This is a genomic window from Thalassomonas sp. RHCl1 (genome assembly GCF_947387555.1).
In the GTDB taxonomy this organism is placed as follows: Bacteria; Pseudomonadota; Gammaproteobacteria; order Enterobacterales; family Alteromonadaceae; genus Thalassomonas.
In genome coordinates, this window is record NZ_CANDNZ010000008.1 from 111,382 (window position 1) to 134,833 (window position 23,452).

A 23,452-nucleotide genomic window follows, 5' to 3' on the forward strand; every position below is an offset into this window, starting at 1 on the left:
GGGTATGAATATCACGAAAATTTCCTTTGAATATCGCAAATCTATTTTTATGCTGCTGGCGCTGATGCTGGTCAACGGCGTCTTTGCCTATTTCACCCTGCCGGCGCAGGAGGATCCCACCACTGTGGTCAGGGAGGCGATCGTCTCCACCGCTTACCCCGGCATGTCGCCGGAGCGGGTGGAACAGCTGATCACCAAAACCCTGGAGAAAGAAATCCGTAAGGTGCCGGAAGTGAAAAAAATTACTTCTACCTCGGAAACCGGCGCTTCGATTATCCATGTGCAAATTTACGACCGCTATTTTAACCTTGAAGATATCTGGCAGGATGTTCGCAACCGGGTAAGCGAGGCGGCGGCGAACCTGCCGGACGGCACTATGACCTCCCAGGTAAACGACTCCTTCGGCGATGTGTCCGTGATCACCCTGGCGCTGACTGCCGACGGTTTCAACCTGGGGGAAATGCGGGATATGGCCAAGCATATCCGGGATATCCTCTATAGCGTGCCGGGTACGAAAAAGGTGGAAGTGCTCGGGGTACAGGACGAACGCATTTTTCTGGAATCCTCTGGCGCCAAGCTGGCCCAGCTGGGAATTTCCCCGCAAAGTATAGCCAATGCGCTGCAGAACCAGAATATTATCAGCTCGGGCGGCCAGATCGATACCGGTGATACCTCTTTTATTGTCGAACCCAGCGGTAATTTTAATAGCCTGGAAGAAATCAGTGAGACCCGGATTTCCATTCCCGGCACTCAGGACACCATAGCGTTAAAAGATATCATGACGGTGCGCCGCGGTTATATCGATCCGCCGGATGAACCCGCCTACTTTAACGGTCAGCCGGCGATCATGTTCGCTGTCGCCATGCTGGAGAATTATAACGTACCGGATTTCAATACCCTGGTGAAGCAGCAGGTGGCGGAGATTCAGGCGACGCTGCCGTTTGGCTATCAGATAGATTTGGCGACGGATCAGTCGGTGCAGGTAAAAGATAAAATCGACGGCGTGTCCGGCAATGTTCTGCAAACCCTGATCATAGTGCTGTTGGTGGTGATCCTGTTTTTAGGCATGCGTACCGGCTTGATCGTCGGTTCCATCGTACCTTTTGTGATGCTGGGCACTTTGGCGATTATGAAAATGACCGGCATGAAGCTTGAGCAGCTGAGCCTGTCTACCCTGATCATTGCTCTGGGCCTGCTGGTGGACAACGGCATAGTGATTGCCGAAGACTTTAAGCGCCGCCTGGAGCAGGGCATAGACAGGTATCAGGCCATGTGCCAGGGAGGCAAGGAGCTGGCCATGCCGCTGCTGAGCTCTTCGGTGACCACTATCTTGTTTTTCCTGCCGCTGATGCTGGCGGAGCATGTTGCCGGAGAGTTTACCCGCTCGGTTTCTTTGGTGATTTTAATTACCTTGCTGACCAGCTGGGTGCTGGCCATCTGCGTGACCCCGATCTTCTGTTACCTGTTTATCCGGGTGAAAAGTAAAGAGCAAGGCAGTGTTGCTGAGCCGGAAAAACAGGGCGCAGCCGTTAAATATTACGGTTATTATGAAAACTTCCTGCACTGGATCTTAAGCCACAAAGCCTTGTTTATGGGCATAGTGGTCGCTATTTTCCTGCTGGCCATGGGAGGCTTTAAATTTGTCGCCCAGCAGTTTTTCCCCAACTCGGACCGCAGCCAGGTTTTGATGTATGTCGACTTGCCCAACGGTACCTCGGCTCGACAGACCAACCGTCAGATGCAGGAGATCTTTGCCTGGCTGGACGATAAACAGCGCTTTCCGGAAATCCAAAGTTATGCCGGTTATTCCGGCTTTGACGGCCCGCGTTTTGTCGCTTCCCTGAGTCCGGAAGATCCGGCGGACAATAAAGGTTTTGTGATCCTTAATATGGCTGAAGCCGTGACCCTGAAGCAGCTGGATCCGTTTGTGGATAAATTGCACCGTCAGATGATAGAGACGTTCCCCAATGTTTCTGCCCGGGTCAAACGTATGTTTGTCGGGCCGTCAGACTCGAGTGTGATTAAAATTCAGGTGAAAGGGCCGGATAAAGATGTGTTATATGCCAAAGCAGAAGAAATTATGGCGGTGCTGCACCAGTTACCTAATACCAAAAATGTCCGCACCGACTGGCAAAACCGCATTGTCAAAGTGAAGGTGCAGATAGATCAGCAAAGGGCACGCCGCGCCGGGGTTACCTCGGACGATATCGCCACTGCCCTGCAGGGCTATTTTGACGGCGTGACCGTGACCGAATATCGCGAGCAGGATAATATTATCCCGGTGGTGTTGCAGGCCAAAGACGAAGAGCGCTTTAACCTGGATCGCTTGCGTACGGTCACGGTATTTTCCAGCAGTTTGGGGCAGGGGGTGCCTTTGTTCCAGGTGGCGGATTTTGTGCCTGAGAACCAATATTCGAGGATAAAACGTGAGAATATGTTCCGCACCATCAGCGTGTTGGCAACCAATACTGCTATCAGCGCCCAGGATATGCAGCTGGCGATAGACGATAAGATCCAGCTGTTAAAGGCGGATTTACCGTTAAACCACAGCATAGAATATGACGGGGTGATCATTGAGTCGGCAGAAGCGCAACAGGCCATGGGCACCAGCGTACCTATGGTGGTGGGCCTGGTGATCATCTTGTTGGTGATGCAGTTTAACTCATACCGCCGTGCGGCGATTATCGTACTGACCATCCCCTTGTCTATGATAGGCACGGTGAGCGGCTTGCTTGTGATGGATGCGCCTTTTGGTTTTATGGTCACGCTTGGCATATACAGTTTGGCGGGGATCATTATCAATAACGGCATCGTATTGATCGACCGCATCGATATCGAGCGCCGCAGCGGTATCAGCGATTACCAGGCGGTCATCAACGCTTGTAAAACCCGGTTAAGACCGATAGCCATGACCACTATCACAACCATTATGGGGCTGTTGCCGCTGATCATGGATCCCGCTTCGGTCTTCTACGGCATGGCCAGTGTACTGGCGTTTGGCTTGGGCATAGGGACGGTGCTGACCTTAGGTGTGGTGCCTGTGTTGTATGCTTTTTTCTTTAAAGTTGAGGCTAGTCCGGCGTTAGAGGAAAATAAAGCAACAGGTACGGCTATTGAACAACAGCAGGTGGCCTGAGCCCGCGTTCCCTTCATCAGGGCATATGCCTTGATGAGGGGAGATATTTTATTTTGATAATCCTTTTATAATTAAAGATCTTGAAAAAAAGTCTGTGAAAATTGAGATCCTTTTCTATGGATCTTCCGAGCACAGTGATAGAATATTCTCCAATTTTCGAAATTTCTAACTCGTCGAATGAGATACAGCTATCGACGGGCTGAATCTAAGTCATTAGCTAAGTCAGTAAGTTAATCTTACTGCATATTTATGGGATTTTTTCATGGCCGGTGTTAACAAAGTAATCATTTTAGGTAATTTAGGTAAAGATCCTGAAGTACGTTTTATGCCTAATGGCGGTGGGGTAGCTAACCTGACCATCGCAACTTCAGAAACCTGGAAAGATAAGCAAACCGGTGAGCAAAAAGAAAAAACCGAATGGCACCGTGTGGTAATGTTCGGCAAGTTAGCCGAAATTGCCGGTGAGTACCTTAAAAAAGGCTCAAAAGTTTATATTGAAGGACAGCTGCAAACCCGTAAATGGCAGAACCAGCAGGGTCAAGACCAGTACACCACTGAAATCGTGGTTCAGGGCTTTAACGGCACCATGCAAATGTTAGACAGCCGTGGCCAAGGTGGTGGCGGACAAGGCGGTGGTTTCCAGGGGCAGCAGCAAGGCGGTTTCTCTGGCGGTCAGCAGGCACCACAACAGCAAGGCGGCTTCCAACAGCAGCAAGCGCCTAAACAGCAGGGCGGCTTCTCTCAGCAGGCAGCGCCACAGCAGCAAGGCGGTTTCTCTCAGCAGGCGCCACAGCAGCAAGCACCTCAACAGGGCGGTTTCTCAGGTGGTCAGCAGGCACCTCAACAGGGCGGTTTCCAACAGCAGCAAGGCGGTTTTGGCCAGCAGAACCAACAGCAAGCGGCTAAGGTAAACCCGCAAGAGCCTTCAATTGATTTTGATGATGATATTCCGTTCTAAATGATACAAGAGAATAGAGTGTCAATTTAGATATTGAATACTAGATAAACCCAGCGTAATTGCTGGGTTTTTTGTTTTTACCTGAATAAATTAAAGAATGTGCAATTATTGATAGGAATTCCCCAAACAGAAGGGGCAAATAATGACTATTGCTCATCTACGCCTGCTGTAACAGACGTTTAATTTCATTTTGAATCGCGTCAATGTGATGGATGTCAAGGGCAATCAGGAGCAATCAAATACGGCAGGAACACTGGTCATTTTGTTTTTTTAGCTTGAGCAATGAAATCATCTAAATAGTCGATGTTCTGTTCATCCTTGCGAATACCTAAAAAGATTTTTTTACTAATGCCTTGTTTTCCAATACGAATGCTTTTGAGCGGCATTGATTTTGAGTACTCATCTACTAGCCAGCCGGGCAAAGCACAAATACCTCGGCCAGCGGCGACCATCTGTAACATGATCTCAGTTGTTTCAATAATTTTATGTTTCTTAACTGAGCACTTTGCCGGATTGAGAAATTGACTAAAAATATCGAGCCTCATTGGCTCAACAGGGTAACTAAATAGCACTTCTTCGCTTAATTGCTCGGGTAAAACAAAATCCTGCTTTGCCAGTTTGTGAGAGGTGGCAACAACAAGTCTATGTTCATAGTCAAAAACGGGTATGTAGTCTATTTTGGGTTTAAAGAGCGGATCTGGTGTTATGAGTACATCTATTTCATAGCTTAGCAATGCGCCTAAAGCGCCGAACTGGAACTCCTGCTTCACATCTATATCTATGTCTGGCCACTGCTCAAGATAAGGCTCTATTACTCTGAGCAACCATTGATAACAAGGATGGCATTCCATGCCTATGCGTAGTGATCCCATTTCACCTTTTGCAATCTGATTCAATAATAATTCCGTATGTAAAAACTGGGGCAGTATTCTAGTTGCAAGTGTTTGGATACGCTCTCCCGCAGTGGTAAGACGCAGGTTTCGTCCATCTTTTTTCCATATCGGAGTCGCAACTTGGCCTTCCAATTTTTTAATGCTGTGACTTAATGCCGATTGGGTTAAATGCAAGGAGTCAGCTGCTTTAGTTAAGGTTCCATGTTCTTTTATTGCGGTTAATATTTCTAAATGTATCCTTTCTAACATCAGTTAACCCCGGTCTTTAGTTTTAATGATTAATTTTATTCATTGAATGATGAAATTATATCATTATTATTCATCAAACAAGTGTCAGTACAATTCTTTTAGCTATCTAAAGCGCTAAAAAGCTATTTACATTAATCAGGGAATATAAATATTGAACGGGCCTGGCTGACGAAATTATTCGGGGTGTAACAGGGAAAGGTCATTCTTCGGCATTATTTTTTGCCAGAAAAGAGCCGGCGGGACATGTTTATGTTGCTCGACATAAAGGCCAGACACCGGCGGCAACTGCCCTAAGAAGCTATGGCAAGGTCTTTGTCGGTTATCAACAATAGAAGTCGCAGTTAATGAATATTATTGAATTTATAACAAATAACACCTCTACCTTTTTGGCATTGGTTACCACGGGAATATTCGCCGGTATTTTAGCTGGCTTGTTGGGTGTCGGTGGCGGTATCGTCATTGTGCCTGTGTTGTTTTTCTTGTTCCAGAGTTTTGGTGTATCACCGGAATCTGCCATGTTGGTTGCGACAGCCACCTCACTGGCTACTATAGTACCCACGTCCGTTAGTTCAATTCATTCCCATCACCAAAAAGGTAATGTGGATTTTGACCTGCTCAGACGCTGGGCTGTATTTATTCTTATTGGTGTATTGCTTGGTAGTTGGTTAGTGACCCGTGTAGATGGTACCTTGCTTACTATTTTGTTTGGTGTGATAGCGACCTTGTCTGCGCTAAACATGTTGCTTAGAACTGGAAAATCCGCTTTGTTCCAACAACTGCCTGATAAAGCAGGGCAAACGGTGATGGGCACATCCATTGGTTTTTTCAGCTCTATGGTCGGGATTGGTGGCGGCACTATTTCTGTTCCCTTACTCACCCTATATAATTACCCGGCCCATAAGGCTGTCGGCACAGCTGCGGCGATAGGATTGATTATTTCGTTGCCGGGTGCTTTAACTATGTTGGTCATGGGCAGTACTCCAGCCGATGCACCAGCCGGCACATTTGGCTTAGTCAACCTGCTTGGTTTCATCTGTATTGTGCCGCTAACGGTATTATTCGCACCTGTAGGGGCATCATTGGCAGCTAAACTGAATGCGGCAAAATTGAAAAAGATTTTTGCTCTGGTATTGCTTGTGACCGGCCTGCGCATGCTGGCACAACTTTTCCTATAGGCTCAGTGCAAACCGGATATAGTTATCTTAAGGGAAGTGTATTGTAGGAATACTAAGGGGAGAGGTGCAAATACCAAGCGATTCTGGCGTTTTGTCTGATTAGCCTGGATACTTCCATTTAATTGAGGGGTTACCTGTTTGATAAAGGGGGTTGAATCCCGGAAAACAAAAAGCAACCCCGCTACACCTCAATATACCGGTTGCTATCAGGCTGAAAGCTCTTTTCGAACGATTTCTGCGCCTGCACTTAAAGCATTTAACTTGCCTCTGGCGACTTGACGAGATAACGGAGCCATACCGCAGTTGGTGCAAGGATAGAGCTTGTCTGCATCGACAAACTCAAGTGCTTTTCTCAGGGTATCGGCTACTTCCTCCGGTGTCTCTATGGTATCGGTAGCAACATCAATGGCCCCTACCATCACTTTTTTACCTCGAACGAGCTCAAGCAGTGCTAGTGGCACACGAGAGTTGTGACATTCTAGTGAGATAATATCAATATTAGACTTTTGCAGCTTTGGAAATGCTTCTTCATATTGACGCCACTCAGATCCTAAAGTCTTTTTCCAGTCTGTATTGGCTTTGATGCCATAGCCATAACAAATATGTACAGCAGTTTCACATTTAAGCCCTTCAATTGCCCGCTCTAAACAGGCAATTCCCCAGTCATTTACATCATCAAAAAACACATTAAATGCAGGTTCATCGAACTGGATAATGTCAACACCCGCTGCCTCTAACTCTTTAGCCTCCTGGTTGAGAATTTTGGCAAACTCCCAGGCGAGTTTCTCGCGACTTTTATAGTGGTCATCAAACAAGGTATCTACCATGGTCATGGGGCCTGGCAGAGCCCATTTTATCGGCTGCCTGGTTTGCTGGCGCAAAAACTTAGCATCATCAACAAAAACAGACTTTTGGCGACTAACGGGGCCAACAACTGTTGGTACACTGGCATCATAGCGATCACGAATTTTAACGGTTTTACGGTTCTCAAAATCGACGCCGCTCAGGTGCTCAATAAAGGTCGTCACAAAATGTTGGCGGGTTTGTTCGCCATCACTGACAATATCAATACCGGCTTGTTGCTGCTCTTGCAATGAAATGCGTAAGGCATCGTGCTGGCCCTCGGTTAATTCTTCATCCTGCAACTTCCAAGGTGACCAAAGAGTTTCAGGTTGTGCAAGCCAAGCGGGCTTGGGTAAACTGCCGGCAGTCGAAGTAGGTAATAATGTTTTCATAATAAATGCTATATGTACTCTGTTGAATTATAAGGCGTAATTAGCAGACCACTGTTCAAGAACAGTCTGGTATGGTTTGATGAAATACTCCTCAGCAAATTTCCCCTGCTCAATCGCTAACCTGCTGCGTTCTTCGCGATCATAAACAATTTGCGTTAACGAATGGTCTGGATTCTTCAAATTGGGTTGATAGCACTTTCCAGCAGCGGCATTCGCGTTGTAAATCTCAGGCCGATAGATTTTTTGGAAGGTTCCCATCGTGCTGATGGTGCCGATAAGTTCAAGATTGGTGTAATCACTAAGTAAATCACCAAAGAAATAAAAGGCCAGAGGCGCAACGCTATTAGGCGGCATAAAATAGCGAACCTGTAAGCCCATTTTTTTAAAATATTGCTCAGTTAGCGAAGATTCATTTGGCAGGTATTCAATCCCCAATACCGGGTGCTGATTTTCAGTGCGGTGATAGGTTTTGTTATCAGACACACTCAGGCATATCACCGGCGGCTTATTAAAATGTTGTTTGTAGGCGTTTGAATTGACAAAATACTTAAAGAGCTTTCCATGTAAATCGCCAAAATTATCAGGAATGCTAAATTTCGCTTGCCCTTTATTATGACCCAGCAGCAGTACGCTAAAATCATAATCTCGCACATAAGAAGAAAAATTATTCCCTACTATACCTTCGATACGCTTGTTGGTTTTGTGATCAACAATATTCGTTTTCAATATTTCAATCGAAGGAAAGGACTGGCCACCGGCTTCAATACCCATATCAACGGAAATGATTTCAAGTTCAACAGAATAACGATCGCCATTGGGGTTATCCCAATGCGCCATGGCATTAAAACTATTATCAATCATCTTTAAGGCGTTGCGTAAATTCTCCTGGCGACTGTTTCCTCTCGCCAGGTTAGCAAAGTTTGTGGTGGCACGCGTGTTGTCTGATGGATGATAATTTTCATCAAAACAAATGTTTTTAATGGTAAATGTAAAGTCTTTATTCATTGTGATCTAGTATCCAATTCTGTTAGATGAAACCTGAATTTATGATTTGCTCTTTCCGGGTTTAGCAATTTTCTTTTCTGATATTTCCTATCAGTAGTTTTTACAGAGTTTTGATTTGCACCCAATGGCCAACTAAGTATCAGCTGTAATATTGTCCAAAGTTAAGAGCACTGTGTGTTTTATACCTGGTTAATTTTATGAATAAAATTGATTTAATCTCATGGATTGATGATATTTACTCATGTATCTTTTGAGGGGGCATACTTCGGAGCATTCCGAGTTGTCATTTCAGGATTTTTCTATTTCATATTTCGCTGTAATCTAGGCGAAGTAAGTTTGCCATGGAAAAATCACGATAAACCGAAGCTCTAAATCTCACAACTCTTGTAGCTACTTCATATAAGTTCAAAGTCAAATATCCAGACTTTTTAATGACAATGTTTTTGTAAAGCTATCGCATATTAGTAGTGCTAAAATGTGTGAATCGACCAGATTTTCCTAGACACAAATAAGTTGTAAACTTTGTGTCCTAGGAGAAAGAATGAGCGCCAAAAGATTTCCAGAAGAATTTAAAATACAGGCTGTTAAGCAAGTAACCGATAAAGGTCATTCTGTTGCAAGCGTTGCTGAGCGGCTAAAGAGACTCATGATGGCAAGACTGTAGGTGGCGAGCTATTTTTTGATAAGTTGGAGTCCGGGCGATACGATTAAGTAGCCTCTTTTAGACTTAGATCTGATGCTCAAACAGATTATATGGAACCGAAATCACTGTTTTTTCCTGGTAGGAATATGTGCCTCTTAAATCAAAAAACTCTTTACTATCAACCCAAATGGATTTGCATTATTATGAAGGGATGAAAACGTCACTCGCACATCTACCGGAAAATAAACAGCAGGAATTACAGCGGGCTGTTGAGATCATCAGGGAAGAAACCGATCTTGATATGCTGATCCTGTTTGGTAGTTATGCCCGCGGCGACTGGGTGGAAGATTTAGATCCCGAAACCCTGCATTATCGCTACCAGAGTGATTTTGATTTATTGATCGTCACTGAAACGCATCAACAGGCGAATAAAATCGAGTCCAATAATCAGCTTACCCAGCGTTTGCTGAAAACTATTCACAGAACCCCCATCAGTTTAATTGCCGAAGATATTCACTTTGTTAATAAGCGCTTGAGAAAGAGTCAGTATTTTTATGTTGATATCAAAAAAGAAGGCGTAGTGCTTTTCGATTCCGGCAAGTTAGAGCTGACTGAGCCCGTTGAATTAACACTTGAGGAAAGGAAAAAATTCGCCCAGGAAGATTTTGAATATTGGTTTAATACTGCAAAAGATTATTTAAAGCATTATAAGTATGCATTAAACGATAACAGTTTTAATAAAGCTGCTTTTGAACTTCACCAAGCCACGGAGCGATTATACGGCGCAACCTTGCTGGTATTCACCCGCTACAAACCCAGCACACATGATTTGGCAAAATTAGCCCAGCGTGCTGCCAGCGCCGAACCTCAGTTTCTCACTGTCTTTCCGCAAGGCACGGAAGAAGAAAAAGCCAGGTTTAAGTTGCTGCGCAAAGCCTATGTCGATGCCCGCTATAAACCCAGCTTTAGCATCACCAGGCAGGAGTTAACCTGGCTGGCACAGCGGGTAGAATATTTACAGACCTTAACCGAAAAACTATGCCGGGATAAAATAGCCAGCTATGCTTAGTAGTTGAAGCCTGGCTTTCATTTGGGATTGAATTTCGCTTCAATCATCAATTAAGTTTTCATTAACAGCTTCATAGCGTTAAAAAACCTCTGATAACTCGACTGTTATCAGAGGTTTTTTTTATCGGCTTTATTTTTGCCTATCGTTGTTTCAAGTGCCATTTTTTGGCTCTTGCCGAGTTTCATCGTCAGAATTAACGGGGTTGTTATCCCAGGCTCGGGTTAAGGCCTCGACGGATAAACTGCTTGCAATTGAGAGTTCATCCGACTGTAAGGCCTGACGGGGAGTCTCGTGCAGCCGCTTGAATACAGGCACGGATGCAGTGGTCTCTGTTGCCTGAAAGCTTACCCAGGCATTGCGGCCGCCCCTTTTGGCCAGGTACAGGCTATCGTCAGCTAAATCTATTACTTGTGACCATGTTAATGCCCCAGGGAAGCGAGGATGAAAAGGAAAGCTGCAAAAACCTATAGAGCAGGTTTTGCTTAGTTGCCTGTCATCTTCTAACTCGAAGCTATGAGTCGCTATAGCCCCTTTGAGGCGTTCGGCAAATGAAGTGGCTTTTTCCCTGGGCAGGTTGCGCGTTATTATCAGAAATTCTTCGCCGCCCCAACGAATAAGAAAGTCGGAACCGCGTAAGATATGCTGTAAACGCCGGGAAATCTGCAATAATACCCGGTCGCCTGCGCTATGCCCGTAAACGTCATTAACTTGTTTAAAGTGGTCGATATCTATCAGAAAAAACAGTAAGTCTGCCTTTGAAGGGGGCTTGTCTGACTTGCCATCGAGCCAGTCATGATATTTTCTCAGGCTCAAGGCGACTTCGGATTCAAGGTGCTGCTGTAAGAAACGGCGGTTATGCAGGCCGGTTAACGCGTCCGTATAGCTTATTTCTTCCAGGGTGGTGTGGGCGAAGGCGTTGTCTATGGCAATGGCGGCATAGGCCGCCAGCGATTGCAGAATGTTGAGATCGTTTGCATCGTAAAAATGCTTTTGAAAACTTTGTATGCTGATAATGCCAATCACTTTGTTTTTGAGCAATAACGGGGCATATAACAGGGAAAGCGGGTGTTTGCTGATGCTGTTGTCAACCAGGGGGCTTGTTCTGTTGTCTATCCTGGTCAGGTAAAGGGAATATTCCTTGGGGTAGTCGCCGATCAATATGGGTTTACGGTGTTCAATGCACCACACGGCAAGTTGGTTTTTGTCGTTCATATTTCTGTTATAGGGTTTAAAGCGTTTGCCGTCTTCAATAGCGAGCCGGAACTCTATATGACCCTGCTCGGGATGGTACAGGCCGATACCAAAAACACTGGCATCGAGTATTTGATTCAGATGCAGGTAGAGGGTTTCCAGTGCGGTATCCAGATCCAGGTTCGCGGTGATGGCACGGCCTATTTCTCCCAGGGTAGCCAGTTGCCTGGTGCGCTCTGCCACGGTAGTTTCCAATGCTTGTTTCTGGATTTTTATCTGATGCAGGCGCCAGTTTAAAAAGCCCCAGGCCAACAACAGCAAGGTGAGTAGATAGCTGCCATAAGCCCAAAGGCTTCTATACCAGGGGGGAGCTATGGTGAAGGAAAATGCTGCTTCATTGCTGACAGTGTTATACAGATTTTTGGCGCGTACCCTAAAGCGGTAGTTTCCCTCAAACAGGTTGGTGTAATCCTGGTAGTCTTCACTGCTCCAGGGGGACCAGTCCTGGTCATTGCCTTCGAGTAAAACCGAGAAAAGCATGGCATTTTGTCCGTCAAAACTGGGGGCGGCATAGACGAATCTCAGGGCATTGTCGGCATAAGCCAGGGTTGTTGTTTCTGTACCTTTAAATGCCAGTTGTTGCTCCCGGCTCTTCACCTGGCGCAGCAAAGCCGAGTATGCTTGCTGATGATTTGCTGAAGTTTGCGGGGTATAGCGGTACAGGCCATCGGCCCGGCCAAGCCAGAGTACGCCGTTATCATCCTGGTGGATATGCTGCATGCCTTCGGTGGCCGTGCCTGCCAGCGAGCGCAGCGATTGCGATTGCCAGCGGTATTTACCGTCTGTGTGCTTAGTGGCAAAACCCGCTTCCATTTGTCCCGTGAGGGGGTCCTGGCTATAGAGCCAAACCCTGTGTGAGGACTCCTGCTGCAGGCTCCACATGGGGCGAGCTTGCGGAAAGAGTTTATTAAACCTGGGGTCGGGTTCGAAATGCCCGGCGGACTCGTTAAACATCAGTAAACCCGCCTGGGTGGCAAAACGGGCTTCACCGGATACCGGGTAGACCCAATTATTGTTTAAACCCGGCAGCCCCTGGGTCTTACCAAAGCGCTCTATCCGGGCCGGGATTAATTCGCCTTGGGAGTTTTGAGTGGAAAACTTTACCCGGAGCACCCCCGATGATTTTGTCCCGAGCCAGAGTAAGCCGTTGTTTTCTTCATAGATAGTGCGTATTTCGTCCTTGATGTCGGGCACTAGCTTGCCGCTTTGCCAGCCTTGTTGATTTTTATGTATTACCGTCAGGCCGTGCCTGTGCCCTATATATACGCGTTTAGGATCCAGCTGTGATCTATGTAGGGACATGACCGCATCGGATGCCTGAATTTTTGTCGTCTTGTTTCCGGCAACGGCATAAACTCCCCGGTAATTCGCCACCAGAAGTTCTTCTCCTGCTGAGGTCAGGCCCCAGGTTTGGGAAGTAATTCCCGGGATACGGGTAAAGCTGGCCTTGGGACCACTTTGCAGCCGGTATAAACCTTGTGCCGTACCTACGTATAAATGCCCCTGATGACGGTGTACGGCAAAACATACCCCTGCCAGTCCGTTTCTGTCATCGAAACGGGTTAACGGGTTTTTTACTTCGGCACGGGCCAGGCCGTTATCTGTGGCGATCCAGAGTCCGCTTTCCCGATCTGAAAACAGTGCCAGTATGGCATTGTCCGGCAGGCCCGATTTCTCGGAAAGGTGGCCGACTTCATTGCCCTGGGTATCCAGGAAATATATGCCTCCTTGCAAGGTACCTAATGCCAGCCTGCCATCGCCTAAATCCACGACAGGAAAAACCAGGTCGCGTTTGAGCTTTGCATCTATTGCTGTCGGCCAGGCGCTAAACCCGGCTTGGTTGAAGATAAACAGGCCCCGGGTGCGGCTGGCAACCAGCATATCTCCCGGTTTTTTTGCCTGCCAGGGCAGCATGGCGTAAATTCTTTCATCGGAAAATTGTTCGCCGCCGGGCACCAGGCTGAGTTTGTTGTTTGCCAGTTCCAGCAGGCCGCGTCCCTGCTCGCGTATAAACAGGCGCTCGCCAACTTTGAACGCCAGGTGAAAGGTGTTTGACGGCGTCCAGGACTGGAGTTTGTCTCCCTGTAGCCGCATCAGGCGCTGAAAGCTGGAAAATACGATCCCTTTGTCGGTGATAAAGGTATGCCAGACATCACTGAAATCTCGCTGGTGTTCGGGGATTTTCGGCAGCAGGGAGACATAGCGGCTTTGCCCTTTGTTGTCGATATCCAGATAACCTATTTCCCCTACGGCGCCAACATATACCCGGCCCCGGGCATCTACTGCCAGGGAGCGTACAACGGTCTGGTTTGCTACTTTGATTAATCGCCAGTTTTGGCCGTCGAATTCCAATATGCCTTCGGCGTTGCCGACATAAATGACGCCCCGCAGATCCTGTACCACAGCCCAGTTTTGAGGTTGAGCCCCGTATTCTCGGGCGCTAAAGTTGCGCAGAAACGGCAGGCCGGCTTCAAGCTGTTCGACCTTGGCGGCTGAGGGGGGCTGAACAAGCGATTTTAACGGGTTAGCGGAGAGAGTTTTTCCTGTGGTGTCGTATAGTATCAGGGGCTGAAGCAGCGAGCAGACGAGCAGATATATCAAGCGCCGATTAACCATCATACTGACTACAGGCTCCGCGTATTCTTAGTCTTTACCCCATTATAGTTGCAATGTCGGTTTGATGGTGACGGTTGGGCTGTCGGGGCAATTATTGGCGCGGATGAATAATAAACCTCTCCTGCTAAAAAGTTTGCAAGGTTAAGCTCATCATAAATCAATAAAACCTCTTGTAACGGTAAAGTTAAAAGAGGTTTTATTGACTATGTTGCGCTAAAAGTCGTTAGTACCCGCTAATGATCCGGTTCTTCACTGAGTTTGCACACCGGGTTGGCGCAATGAGGGCCCGAGTATTTCCACAGTGGACCCCAGTAAGCTTTAAGCAGTTCGCCTACCGCTTCTTCACCTTCCACCAGGTAATTGAATTCGGACAGGAAACCCGGGTAAAGGTTATCCGAGCCGACGATATAGGCTTCGTCGTCGATCACCATGATTTTTGCGTGGTTGCCCGGCGCTGAATCTACTTTAGGGTAAACCGAACCGCTGGCGTTCACCACCGCCCAGGCGGCACTGCCGATGACGCCTTTTTTCGGGGCTTTTTCGCTTAACGGCGGCTGTTTTAAGGTGGCGGTTTTTCCTTCTTCACTCAGGTCCGGCCATTTATAGCTGGTGCCTTCGCCGGTTTTTTCTTTAGGTACCTTGTCGGTAAAGTAGAGTGGGGCGATATGCAGTCTTTTTAAGGCGTTGGCACGTTTGCTGTCGGAATCATCCAGTGCTTTGTCGGTGTCGGCATCATGGGTCATATAGTATTTGATCAACTCGAAGGTGCGGCAGGCACCTGAGCCGAATGAGTATTGATCCCCCTCGGCGCCGGCGCCGGCATCAAGCGGTGAAACCACGACCTGAACCTTGAGCGCCGGGTTGGCGAGCAGGGCGTCCATCAGCCAGTGGCAAACGACATGATCCGACCAATTCTTTTTCCAGGCGCTGACCAGGTCCATTTGCGACATGCGGATGATACGTTTCGCCCCCATGATCAGCTGCTTTTTCATGATCTCGGATGCCTGCTGGTATTGGGTTTTTTTGTCCGGACCGGTCCAGTATTTGCCGACCGAGAGCATGCGGGTTGCCAGTTTATAGTCGTCAAACTTATCGTAGTCCTCGTATACGATGCGTTCCTGGAACACTTCCAGTTTCAGATCTTCCAGCGTTTGCAGATCCTGGGCGCGGATTTCTTCTGCCTCGTCGCGCTCTTCCCGTACCTCCAGCTCCTTGCTCACCTCAAGTTCCTTGCTGACTTTAAGCACGGAAACCACCGAGGGTTCTTCCTCCTGCTCTACTTCTTTTTTTAGGCCGGTGGCATGCAGTTTTACCAATGTTTGCTGGCGTTCTTTTATGTAGGCGGATCCGGGTTCCACCGCTAAAGGATCTAAAGGTTTACGGGTATCGGCGTGGTCATCATCGCCGTTTTTCCACACCAGCTCGCCGATATCCATGTATTCTTTGGTAAGCAGATCGGTTTTACATTCCCACATCTTGTTAAGGTATAGCTGCGAGCCGTGGGCGGCGTCGCCGTGTACCACCACAGAAGCATCATGCACCGGCGGATAACTCCTGAACAGGTCCATATTGAGGTTATGGCCGCCCACCAGGGCTTCGCTGCCATCTGAGGCGATGATTTTCGAATGATTCCAGGTCATCTTGGTGGTGTCTTCCGGCGGTTTAACAAACAGCGACTGCAGTTTGGCCAGTATGCCGGAGGAAATGCCTTTTTCCAGGCGGTAGAACCTGCCGATCCAGAATTCGGGCAAGACCTCCCAATGTTCTGCCCGCGCCCTGAACAAGCGGACCAGTGCTCCCTGGAAGTCGGTATAATTTGGCGGCGGAGTCATGGGGTAAAGCGGTGTCTGGCCGAATAAAAAGCGGAATTGGGTCGGTTTGGTCCTGCCCATTTTGGCGCTCAGGCAGGTATCTATGGCGCCGAGGATCGCCCGGGTCCAGTCGGGATCAGGGCTGTTCAGGGAGGAGACGTCGCAGCGGTAATAGGTTTTTTGTATTATCTCGACGATGGCCCGTTCAAATTCCGCCTGGCGTGCCCGGGCTTGCGGCATGATTTCATTGTTAAAAGGCATGCCCCACACGTGCGGCGTATCTAACATTCTGACATAGCTGGGGCCGCTGCAATGACTGAAGTAGCCATTGACGGCTTCTTGTACAATATCTATTTTACTCATTTTGGTTTTTCCTCGTTTACGCTATTCCTGATTTATAAAAATTTCCAATTAACCCAGCCGGCATTTTTACGCTCGACCGTGACCGGGAAAGCCAGTTTGTATGGCGGATCCCCGGCGACGTCATCCAGGTAATAGGTATCCCAGGGTTTTCTGCCGCTGATGGAAGAAACTTGGCGCACATAGGGGCGCGACGGTAAACGGCTGGTACGGGTTTCACCGCAGCCCATAGCATCGAATTTGGCGTGGTCGGTATGGATTTTTCTTCTTAATTCGAGCACGCTTTCATCGACGGCACAGGGAGCTTCGAAGGTGGTGCCCCACTTGGCCAGGTAACCCCTGGCCATTTTGTAAATCAGCTCAGGTACCGGGGCAGCCAGTGCGCTGGCTTTGGTCGGGTCGTAAAGACCGTCGGAGGTGGTATTGCCCGCGACCGTGCCGTGTCTGCCGCGACAGGCGTAGAGTTCGTATCCCGTGGGCTGGTCCAGTTCACCCCGGGCAAGGGGATCGGCAAGCTGGTAGTGCTTGGCCAGGCTTTTCCAGCTTTTGCCCAGTTTGGTAATTTCATCTTGGCTTGTCATTTGGGCGTTCGGGCGCGGCACTAAGGCGGAAAAGCCAACGTCCAGATGATCCCAGGCATAGATGCCGGTATAGTTGGCGACATTGGGAGCGAGCTGGGTTTGTATGCTGTACCACTCGCCGGTGCCGGGCACGGGATCTATGGCAAAAATGTTTACCGGCACTTTCTTTTTACTGTAGGCGTACAGGAACCAGGCGGCCATAATTGCCTGCACGGCGCCTCGGCTGTGGCCGATAAAGTTGATCTGGGTGGCGCCGCTTTTTTCTGCCAGGTTGGCGCCATGCAGGGCCAGGGCGGCAGAGGCCCAGCCGGTCAGTTGTGACGGTACCGATCTCTGGTTGCCCTTGGAATAACTTTTAATGTAGCTGAGCAGGTCTTTTGGGGCGGCAAGCGGTTCGGTCAGCAATTCACAGCTTTTGTCCATCTGCGAGTGCCAGTCGTTTTCCCCGACCCCGCGTACCGTGACACTGGGCTCGGTTTCCGCCAGTACCCCGGAAATTTCTTTGTGAAGGCGCACCGGGATATAACCGGTATCGCTATGGTAAATGTCTTTGTGGCTTTTTAGCCGGGTTTCATTCATCCAAAGCTGCCAGTCTCTGCGCGACCAGTGTCTTGTTTCTTCTCCCTCGTCTCGCGAGCAGCCGGTGCCGGCAAAGCAAACGGTATAGGTAGTCATAAGTGGTTAATCCTCGGTTGGTGTAGTGATCCCTGGAGCATGTGGCGCAAAGTTGAATCCCTTCGCTGCGTCTTTCTCTTTTCGATGTTCAAGAGTGCTAGGTTAGGGAAATTACCTTGCTAAAACCCAAGGAAAACAAGGGAGTATTCGGGGGAGGTTACGGCTTTAGGGGAAATCGCCGAATAGGTTAAAGTCATGAAAGCAGCAGGCACAAACGATGAGTTTTCGGTGTTATTGCCTATAACCGGGCAATAAGGTGAAAAGACCCGGTTTATTTAACAAAACAAGCTTTTTCCAGGCAATAAAGCGGTGAGTTAGCCTAAAGTCTAATAGCCATTTATCACTATGACGCTACACTGGTGTTATACGCATAATAAGAGGAATATGGTGATGGCTTACCACAACGAATATCAGGCTTCTATCGATGACCCTGCGGCATTTTGGCAACAAAAATCATCCATGGTTCAGTGGTATAAACAGCCGGAAAATACCTTATCCCGGGATGAAGACGGACATTATCTTTGGTATGCCGACGGCGAGTTAAATTCTTGTTATCTGGCGCTTGACTATCATGTGGAAAATGGCCGTGGCGAGCAAACCGCCCTGATATACGATTCGCCGGTCACCGGTGTCAGTCGGCAATATACTTATCGCGAACTTACCGACAAGGTGGCCCGTTTTGCCGGGGCGCTGCAATCCTTAGGGGTTTGCCGGGGGGAACGGGTGATTATCTATATGCCGATGATTCCCGAGGCGGCAATTGCCATGCTGGCCTGTGCCCGCCTCGGCGCGATACATTCCGTGGTGTTTGGCGGTTTTGCCGCCCATGAGCTGGCGTTGAGGATAGATGATGCCCGGCCTAAAGTGATCCTCAGTGCCTCATGCGGCATAGAGGTCGAGAAACTTATTCCCTACAAGACTTTACTGGACGATGCCATCACCCAGGCGGAGCACAAGGTAGATGCCTGCGTGATTTTTCAGCGGGAAAAATTGAAAGCCGAGTTGATCCCCGGCAGGGACTATGACTGGCAATTTCTTGAAAGCCAGAGCGAGCCTGTAGCCCCGGTGCCGGTTGCTGCAACTGATCCCTTATATATCTTATACACCTCGGGCACTACGGGTACCCCAAAAGGCGTGGTCCGGGACAACGGCGGCCATGCGGTGGCGATGCGATATAGTATGGCAACCGTATATGGCATGAAAGCGGGGGATGTGTTCTGGGCGGCTTCTGATGTCGGCTGGGTGGTGGGGCATTCCTATATCGTTTACGGGCCGTTGATGGCGGGCTGCACCAGTATCTTATATGAAGGCAAGCCGGTAAGAACCCCGGATGCCGGTGCTTTCTGGCGGGTGTGCGAGCAATATCAGGTTAATGCTATTTTCAGTGCCCCGACCGCTTTTCGCGCCATCTGCAAAGAAGATCCCGGTGCCGCTTTGTTGCAGCAATACGATTTGTCATCACTGCAACGCATCTTTTTGGCGGGCGAGCGTTTGGATCCCGCAACTTATCATTGGTTGAAGCAACATAGCGGCTTGCCGGTGATTGATCACTGGTGGCAAACAGAAACCGGTTGGGCCATTGCCGGTAATCCGGTAGGACTTGAGCTGTTGCCTACCAAAGCCGGTTCGGCCACCTGTCCTATTCCCGGCTTTAATGTTCAGATCCTGGATAATACCGGTAAAGGGCAGGCCGCCAATGAGCAGGGCAGTGTTGCGATTAAATTGCCTTTGCCTCCCGGCTGCCTGCAGGGGATCTGGAAAAATCCCGAACGTTTCAAAGCGGGTTATCTGGCAACTTATGACGGCTATTATTTATCCGGCGACGGCGGCTATCTGGATGACGACGGATATCTTTATATCATGGGGCGCACCGACGATGTCATTAATGTTGCCGGTCACAGGCTTTCTACCGGGGAAATGGAAGAAATTGTTTCTGCCCATCCGGATGTTGCCGAATGCGCCGTGGTAGGGGTCAGTGATGACTTGAAAGGCCAGGTGCCGATGGCGTTGATTGTACTGAAAAATGGCGTAACAACGCCCGAAGCGCAAATCTTCGAACAAATTCGTCTTGAGATACGCCAGCAAATCGGCGCGCTCGCCTGTTTGAAGAAAATTCACCGGGTGGAGCGACTGCCGAAAACCCGCTCCGGCAAAATATTGCGCCGTTTGATACGGCAAATGGCCGACGGCGAAGATTATCAAACCCCTTCCACCATAGATGATGTTGAAATTATTACTGAAATTTCCAATGTGCTGAAATTGGTGGCGTCATTTTAATATGAAAACATGCCCGCTCAGGCAGGGATGCTGCTGGCATAAAACACAGGAAAGGGGTATGTTAACTGTTATAAAAATACCACACAGGGAGGCAGGTTATGATCCAGCCGGATAAAATTATTGTCGCCGATGATCACCCGTTATTCAGGCAGGCATTGCTGGAAACCTTAAAAACAAGGATGCCTTCGTCCGCCTGGTATCAGGCAGAAACCGTGGAGCAGTTAAACGAAGTGCTGCAGGCACAGCAAGATGCCGATCTTTTATTGCTGGATTTAAATATTCCCGGCGCCCACGGTTTTAATACCCTGATTTATGCCCGCAATCATTATCCGCAAATTCCCGTGGTAGTGGTTTCCGCTTATGAAGACAACGAGACCATAGCCAGGGCGATGGAATTTGGCGCGTCTGGTTTTGTGCCTAAATCCACCCCGGTGGAAGATATTTTCCTGGCAATTCAAACCGTGCTTTCCGGGGAGTTGTGGACGCCGCAAGGTTTTAAAAGCCCGGCTGCGGAGCACTGTGATATCGCGGTACGGGTGGCAAGCCTGACCCAGCAGCAACATAAGATTTTAATGATGTTTGCCCAGGGCCTGCAAAATAAACAGATTGCCTATGATCTCGATGTTACCGAAGCCACCATTAAAGCCCACGCCACCGCCATTTTTAAAAAGCTCAATGTCAGAAACCGCACCCAGGCGGTGATTGCCATCGGTCAGCTGGACCTGGCAGAGCAAAACCTGTCATAACAGCAAACAGCCAAGCCCTTGGTTTCCTGTAACGGCTAATGCCAATGCTGGGGTTGTGCCCTCGTTGATAATGACACAGCTTCATATGCGTTTTTGGTAAAGGTTAGCCAGTTTCTTCAAGTTTCTTATCCGGCGGTTAATTATGCTGTGCATATAGCCACTGAGCAGCAGTGCTCATAACTAAATTACCAAAAATTTTTTGCCCAGTTTATTAAGGTGAAGCACCATGAAGCAGCAAGTTAATACCGCCATTTTAGTCATTGTCGCGCTAATCATAGTATCGGCTACTTTATTACACGGAAGTATCGCGGATATATCCATCTTTCACGGCTTGATTTTACATCCTGTGTTTTTGTTAGCCGGACTTTCATTATTTGCATCTGCTAAAGAGCAAAGAAAAAGCCGTCAATAAAAGGGGAAGTCTCTTGTACAGATGACGGCATCCGGTTTTCTTTTACGTCATTTATTATGTTTGTTATTTAGATCTTGAAGGGAGCGTGTTAAAATCATCTGGTTGGACCAGGTGCCTGGGGAACTACGAACCTTCCGCCAGGTAAAATAGGGATATATTAAGATGAAATTAAGTTGTCGGGTAATAGCCGTGCTATTACTCAGTCTTCACAACTGCGCGTTTGCGATGACGGCTGAGCAGGCAAATGCAAAAGTCGAGCAGGCAGAAAAGATCAGAAATGAACAGCCGCAGCAGGCGATTGAGCTCTTTACTGCTGTTGCCGATGACCCCGAAATGCTCACCCGGCCGGACATTTTGTTTCCGGCGTTAAACTCTTTGGTGTTTGTGCTGATTGGCCAGGCAGAGTTTGAGCAGGCCAAGGTGATGGCGCAAAAGCTGTTTGATCAGTCCCTTAAACAAAACGATGATTACTACCCGGCAATGTCACAATTGCTGCTCGGCTATGTTGAAGAGAACCGCAGCAATTATCAGCTGGCTGAATCGCACCATAAGTTCGCGCTGGAATTAGCATTAAAAGCCGATGATCCTGTACTGATTGCGCAGGCTTATGACCGCATCAGCTCTACTTTGCGTTTTCAGGATAAATACCTCGAAGCCCTGGAGATGGTGCAAAAATCTGTCGTGATTTTGCGTGAGCAGAATGATGACAAGATTTTGGCGACGACCTTACAAACCCTGGGTATTATTCAGGGGATCATCGGTGATTACACCACGGCGCTTGCCACTCATACCGAAGCCCTGGAGCTGCGCACGGCTTTACAGGATAAGTCCGGTATCAGCGATTCTTTGTACGAGATTGGCGGCATTTACCGGAAAATGAAAAACTTCCCGCTCGCCCTTAAGCACGGCAAAATGTCATACGAATTAGACAAAAAATTCGGGCGTAAACTCGATATTGCCAACAGTGCCAACCGGGTAGCAACCATGGCGCTGAAAACGAAAGATTTGCCCCTGGCAAAAGCCTTTAGCCAGGAGGTATTGGAGCGCTATGTGGAGCTGGGCTCCCAATCGGGGATCTCAGGTGCTTATGATTTACTGGGCCTTATTGCCCTTGAGTCCGGCGATCTTGAGCAGGCAAAAATCCATATCGATAAGGCTATGGCTATTGCAGCCGAGCATAATCTGGCAAGTACCCTGATTTCGGCACAAATCAGTCGCATTAAAGTGGCGCAGTTGGAAAAGGATTTTGCCACCGCCCAGGTTCTGGGGGAGCAGGCACTGGCCAGTGCCGCTGAAATTAAGGAAAAAGAAGACGAAATTATCCTGCAGCAGTTGTTGGCAGACACTTACTATGGCCAGGAGGATTACCAAAAGGCGTTTGAAGCGCAGCGGCAATATAAAAAGCTGGACGATGAAGTCGGCACCAGAAATCTGGCGCAAACAGTGGCGGCATTACAGAGTAAGGCTGAATTTATGCGCAGGCAACAAGAGATAGAAAATCTCAATCATGAAAAAGCGCTGCAGGCAGCCGAGCTGCAACAAAAAAAGCTGGAACGTAACGCCTGGATTTTTGGTTTAAGCTTTTTAACCCTGCTGGTGGCCAGTATCAGCTATCGCCAATATAAAAAACGTAAAATGGCGGCCGAACGCGCGACCCTGTTGCAGGAAGTGGTGGACAGCAAAAACCGTTTGCTTGCCGATGTTTCCCACGAGTTGCGTACGCCGCTGACCGCCTTGAAGCTGCAGGTAGAAGCCCTGCAATTTAACCTGGTGCAGGATGTTGATGCCTCTTACGATGCCATGAACCGCAAAGTTATGGATGTCAACCGCCTGATCAGCGACATCTATCAACTGGCACAAGCGGACAGCGCCAGTTTACACCTGCATCCTGAAGTAATTGAGCTGGATGAAACCCTGACGCAGTGGAATGAAGAATTTGAAGCTTTTGTAGAGGCCAAAGGTTTTGACTGGCAATCGAAAATCAAGCTGGTTGATGATGTCTCTGTACAATGGGATCAGGACAGGATCAAGCAAGTGCTCACCAATTTATTGTCCAACAGTACTTTCTATACCGACTCACCCGGTAAAATTGCGTTAAGTGTGGAGCAGGCCGCCCAGCATATTGATATCTGTATTGAAGATTCGGCGCCCGGGGTAGCAGATGCTGACTTGCAGAAAATATTTGAACGCCTGTACCGGGTTGAAGACTCCCGCAACCGTCAAACCGGCGGTTCCGGATTGGGGCTTTCTATTTGTAAAAGCCTGATCACCGCACATCACGGTAAAATACGCGCCGGGCACAGTGAGCTGGGGGGCTTGAAGGTGGAAATCCGTTTGCCCTTAGCGGCTGCCTGAGGCTT

14 protein-coding genes and 1 pseudogene are annotated in these 23,452 nt (G+C 48.4%); 9 read left to right on the forward strand and 6 right to left on the reverse strand.

Annotation, left to right across the window (positions count from 1 at the left end; translation table 11 throughout):
- Window positions 1–4 precede the first annotated feature (4 nt).
- Both QL234_RS21155 and ssb read left to right on the forward strand, forming a co-directional pair.
- A complete protein-coding gene (locus QL234_RS21155; RefSeq protein ID WP_281559757.1) occupies window positions 5–3,136 on the forward strand; it encodes an efflux RND transporter permease subunit in 3,132 nt (1,043 codons plus the stop codon).
- A 262-nt stretch (window positions 3,137–3,398) separates the two neighbouring features.
- A complete protein-coding gene (gene ssb / locus QL234_RS21160) occupies window positions 3,399–4,094 on the forward strand; it encodes a single-stranded DNA-binding protein (protein WP_281559758.1) in 696 nt (231 codons plus the stop codon).
- Between the two features lie 257 nt (window positions 4,095–4,351).
- On the opposite strand, the gene QL234_RS21165 is transcribed toward ssb, so the two are convergent.
- Window positions 4,352–5,236, reverse strand: coding sequence for a LysR family transcriptional regulator (locus QL234_RS21165; protein WP_281559759.1), 885 nt, complete (start codon window positions 5,234–5,236; stop codon window positions 4,352–4,354).
- A gap of 344 nt (window positions 5,237–5,580) precedes the next feature.
- On the opposite strand from QL234_RS21165, the gene QL234_RS21170 reads away from it, so the two are divergent.
- A complete protein-coding gene (locus tag QL234_RS21170; RefSeq protein WP_281559760.1) occupies window positions 5,581–6,411 on the forward strand; it encodes a sulfite exporter TauE/SafE family protein in 831 nt (276 codons plus the stop codon).
- 206 nt (window positions 6,412–6,617) lie between these two features.
- On the opposite strand, the gene QL234_RS21175 is transcribed toward QL234_RS21170, so the two are convergent.
- Window positions 6,618–7,646 (reverse strand): methionine synthase, encoded by a 1,029-nt coding sequence (locus tag QL234_RS21175; RefSeq protein WP_281559761.1) that lies wholly within the window; start codon window positions 7,644–7,646, stop codon window positions 6,618–6,620.
- 27 nt (window positions 7,647–7,673) lie between these two features.
- Entirely contained in the window at window positions 7,674–8,651 is a 978-nt protein-coding gene (locus QL234_RS21180) for a DUF1852 domain-containing protein (RefSeq protein WP_281559762.1), read from the reverse strand.
- Between the two features lie 541 nt (window positions 8,652–9,192).
- Here QL234_RS21180 and QL234_RS21185 point away from each other — a divergent pair.
- A pseudogene (locus QL234_RS21185) lies at window positions 9,193–9,288 on the forward strand (transposase); the annotation flags it as partial.
- Between the two features lie 217 nt (window positions 9,289–9,505).
- Window positions 9,506–10,363: a HEPN domain-containing protein gene (locus QL234_RS21190; protein WP_281559763.1), complete on the forward strand. Its 858-nt coding sequence runs from the start codon at window positions 9,506–9,508 to the stop codon at window positions 10,361–10,363.
- A 150-nt stretch (window positions 10,364–10,513) separates the two neighbouring features.
- On the opposite strand, the gene QL234_RS21195 is transcribed toward QL234_RS21190, so the two are convergent.
- The 3 genes from QL234_RS21195 to QL234_RS21205 form a co-directional block, all read right to left on the reverse strand.
- Complete coding sequence (locus QL234_RS21195; protein WP_281559764.1) at window positions 10,514–14,233, reverse strand: diguanylate cyclase; 3,720 nt, start codon at window positions 14,231–14,233, stop codon at window positions 10,514–10,516.
- Window positions 14,234–14,463: 230 nt separating this feature from the next.
- Complete coding sequence (locus QL234_RS21200; protein ID WP_281559765.1) at window positions 14,464–16,404, reverse strand: hypothetical protein; 1,941 nt, start codon at window positions 16,402–16,404, stop codon at window positions 14,464–14,466.
- A 32-nt stretch (window positions 16,405–16,436) separates the two neighbouring features.
- The gene (locus QL234_RS21205) at window positions 16,437–17,657 is read right to left on the reverse strand and encodes a hypothetical protein (RefSeq protein WP_281559766.1); all 1,221 of its coding nucleotides are present in this window, start codon (window positions 17,655–17,657) and stop codon (window positions 16,437–16,439) included.
- A 390-nt stretch (window positions 17,658–18,047) separates the two neighbouring features.
- Here QL234_RS21205 and QL234_RS21210 point away from each other — a divergent pair, with 390 nt between their 5' ends.
- From QL234_RS21210 to QL234_RS21225, 4 genes are all read left to right on the forward strand, one after another.
- The gene (locus tag QL234_RS21210; protein WP_281559767.1) at window positions 18,048–19,934 is read left to right on the forward strand and encodes a propionyl-CoA synthetase; all 1,887 of its coding nucleotides are present in this window, start codon (window positions 18,048–18,050) and stop codon (window positions 19,932–19,934) included.
- 98 nt (window positions 19,935–20,032) lie between these two features.
- The gene (locus QL234_RS21215; protein ID WP_281559768.1) at window positions 20,033–20,680 is read left to right on the forward strand and encodes a response regulator transcription factor; all 648 of its coding nucleotides are present in this window, start codon (window positions 20,033–20,035) and stop codon (window positions 20,678–20,680) included.
- A 226-nt stretch (window positions 20,681–20,906) separates the two neighbouring features.
- The gene (locus QL234_RS21220) at window positions 20,907–21,092 is read left to right on the forward strand and encodes a hypothetical protein (RefSeq protein ID WP_281559769.1); all 186 of its coding nucleotides are present in this window, start codon (window positions 20,907–20,909) and stop codon (window positions 21,090–21,092) included.
- A 162-nt stretch (window positions 21,093–21,254) separates the two neighbouring features.
- The gene (locus QL234_RS21225; RefSeq protein WP_281559770.1) at window positions 21,255–23,447 is read left to right on the forward strand and encodes a tetratricopeptide repeat protein; all 2,193 of its coding nucleotides are present in this window, start codon (window positions 21,255–21,257) and stop codon (window positions 23,445–23,447) included.
- Window positions 23,448–23,452: the final 5 nt, after the last annotated feature.

Bases quoted from the DNA above. Each gene is read 5' to 3' on its own strand.
- QL234_RS21220 (WP_281559769.1), top strand. From the start codon at position 20,907: ATGAAGCAGCAAGTTAATACCGCCATTTTAGTCATTGTCGCGCTAATC.
- QL234_RS21170 (WP_281559760.1), top strand. From the start codon at position 5,581: ATGAATATTATTGAATTTATAACAAATAACACCTCTACCTTTTTGGCA.
- ssb (WP_281559758.1), top strand. From the start codon at position 3,399: ATGGCCGGTGTTAACAAAGTAATCATTTTAGGTAATTTAGGTAAAGAT.
- QL234_RS21190 (WP_281559763.1), top strand. From the start codon at position 9,506: ATGAAAACGTCACTCGCACATCTACCGGAAAATAAACAGCAGGAATTA.
- QL234_RS21200 (WP_281559765.1), bottom strand. From the start codon at position 16,404: ATGAGTAAAATAGATATTGTACAAGAAGCCGTCAATGGCTACTTCAGT.
- QL234_RS21225 (WP_281559770.1), top strand. From the start codon at position 21,255: ATGAAATTAAGTTGTCGGGTAATAGCCGTGCTATTACTCAGTCTTCAC.
- QL234_RS21165 (WP_281559759.1), bottom strand. From the start codon at position 5,236: ATGTTAGAAAGGATACATTTAGAAATATTAACCGCAATAAAAGAACAT.
- QL234_RS21205 (WP_281559766.1), bottom strand. From the start codon at position 17,657: ATGACTACCTATACCGTTTGCTTTGCCGGCACCGGCTGCTCGCGAGAC.
- QL234_RS21175 (WP_281559761.1), bottom strand. From the start codon at position 7,646: ATGAAAACATTATTACCTACTTCGACTGCCGGCAGTTTACCCAAGCCC.
- QL234_RS21195 (WP_281559764.1), bottom strand. From the start codon at position 14,233: ATGATGGTTAATCGGCGCTTGATATATCTGCTCGTCTGCTCGCTGCTT.
- QL234_RS21155 (WP_281559757.1), top strand. From the start codon at position 5: ATGAATATCACGAAAATTTCCTTTGAATATCGCAAATCTATTTTTATG.
- QL234_RS21210 (WP_281559767.1), top strand. From the start codon at position 18,048: ATGGCTTACCACAACGAATATCAGGCTTCTATCGATGACCCTGCGGCA.
- QL234_RS21180 (WP_281559762.1), bottom strand. From the start codon at position 8,651: ATGAATAAAGACTTTACATTTACCATTAAAAACATTTGTTTTGATGAA.
- QL234_RS21215 (WP_281559768.1), top strand. From the start codon at position 20,033: ATGATCCAGCCGGATAAAATTATTGTCGCCGATGATCACCCGTTATTC.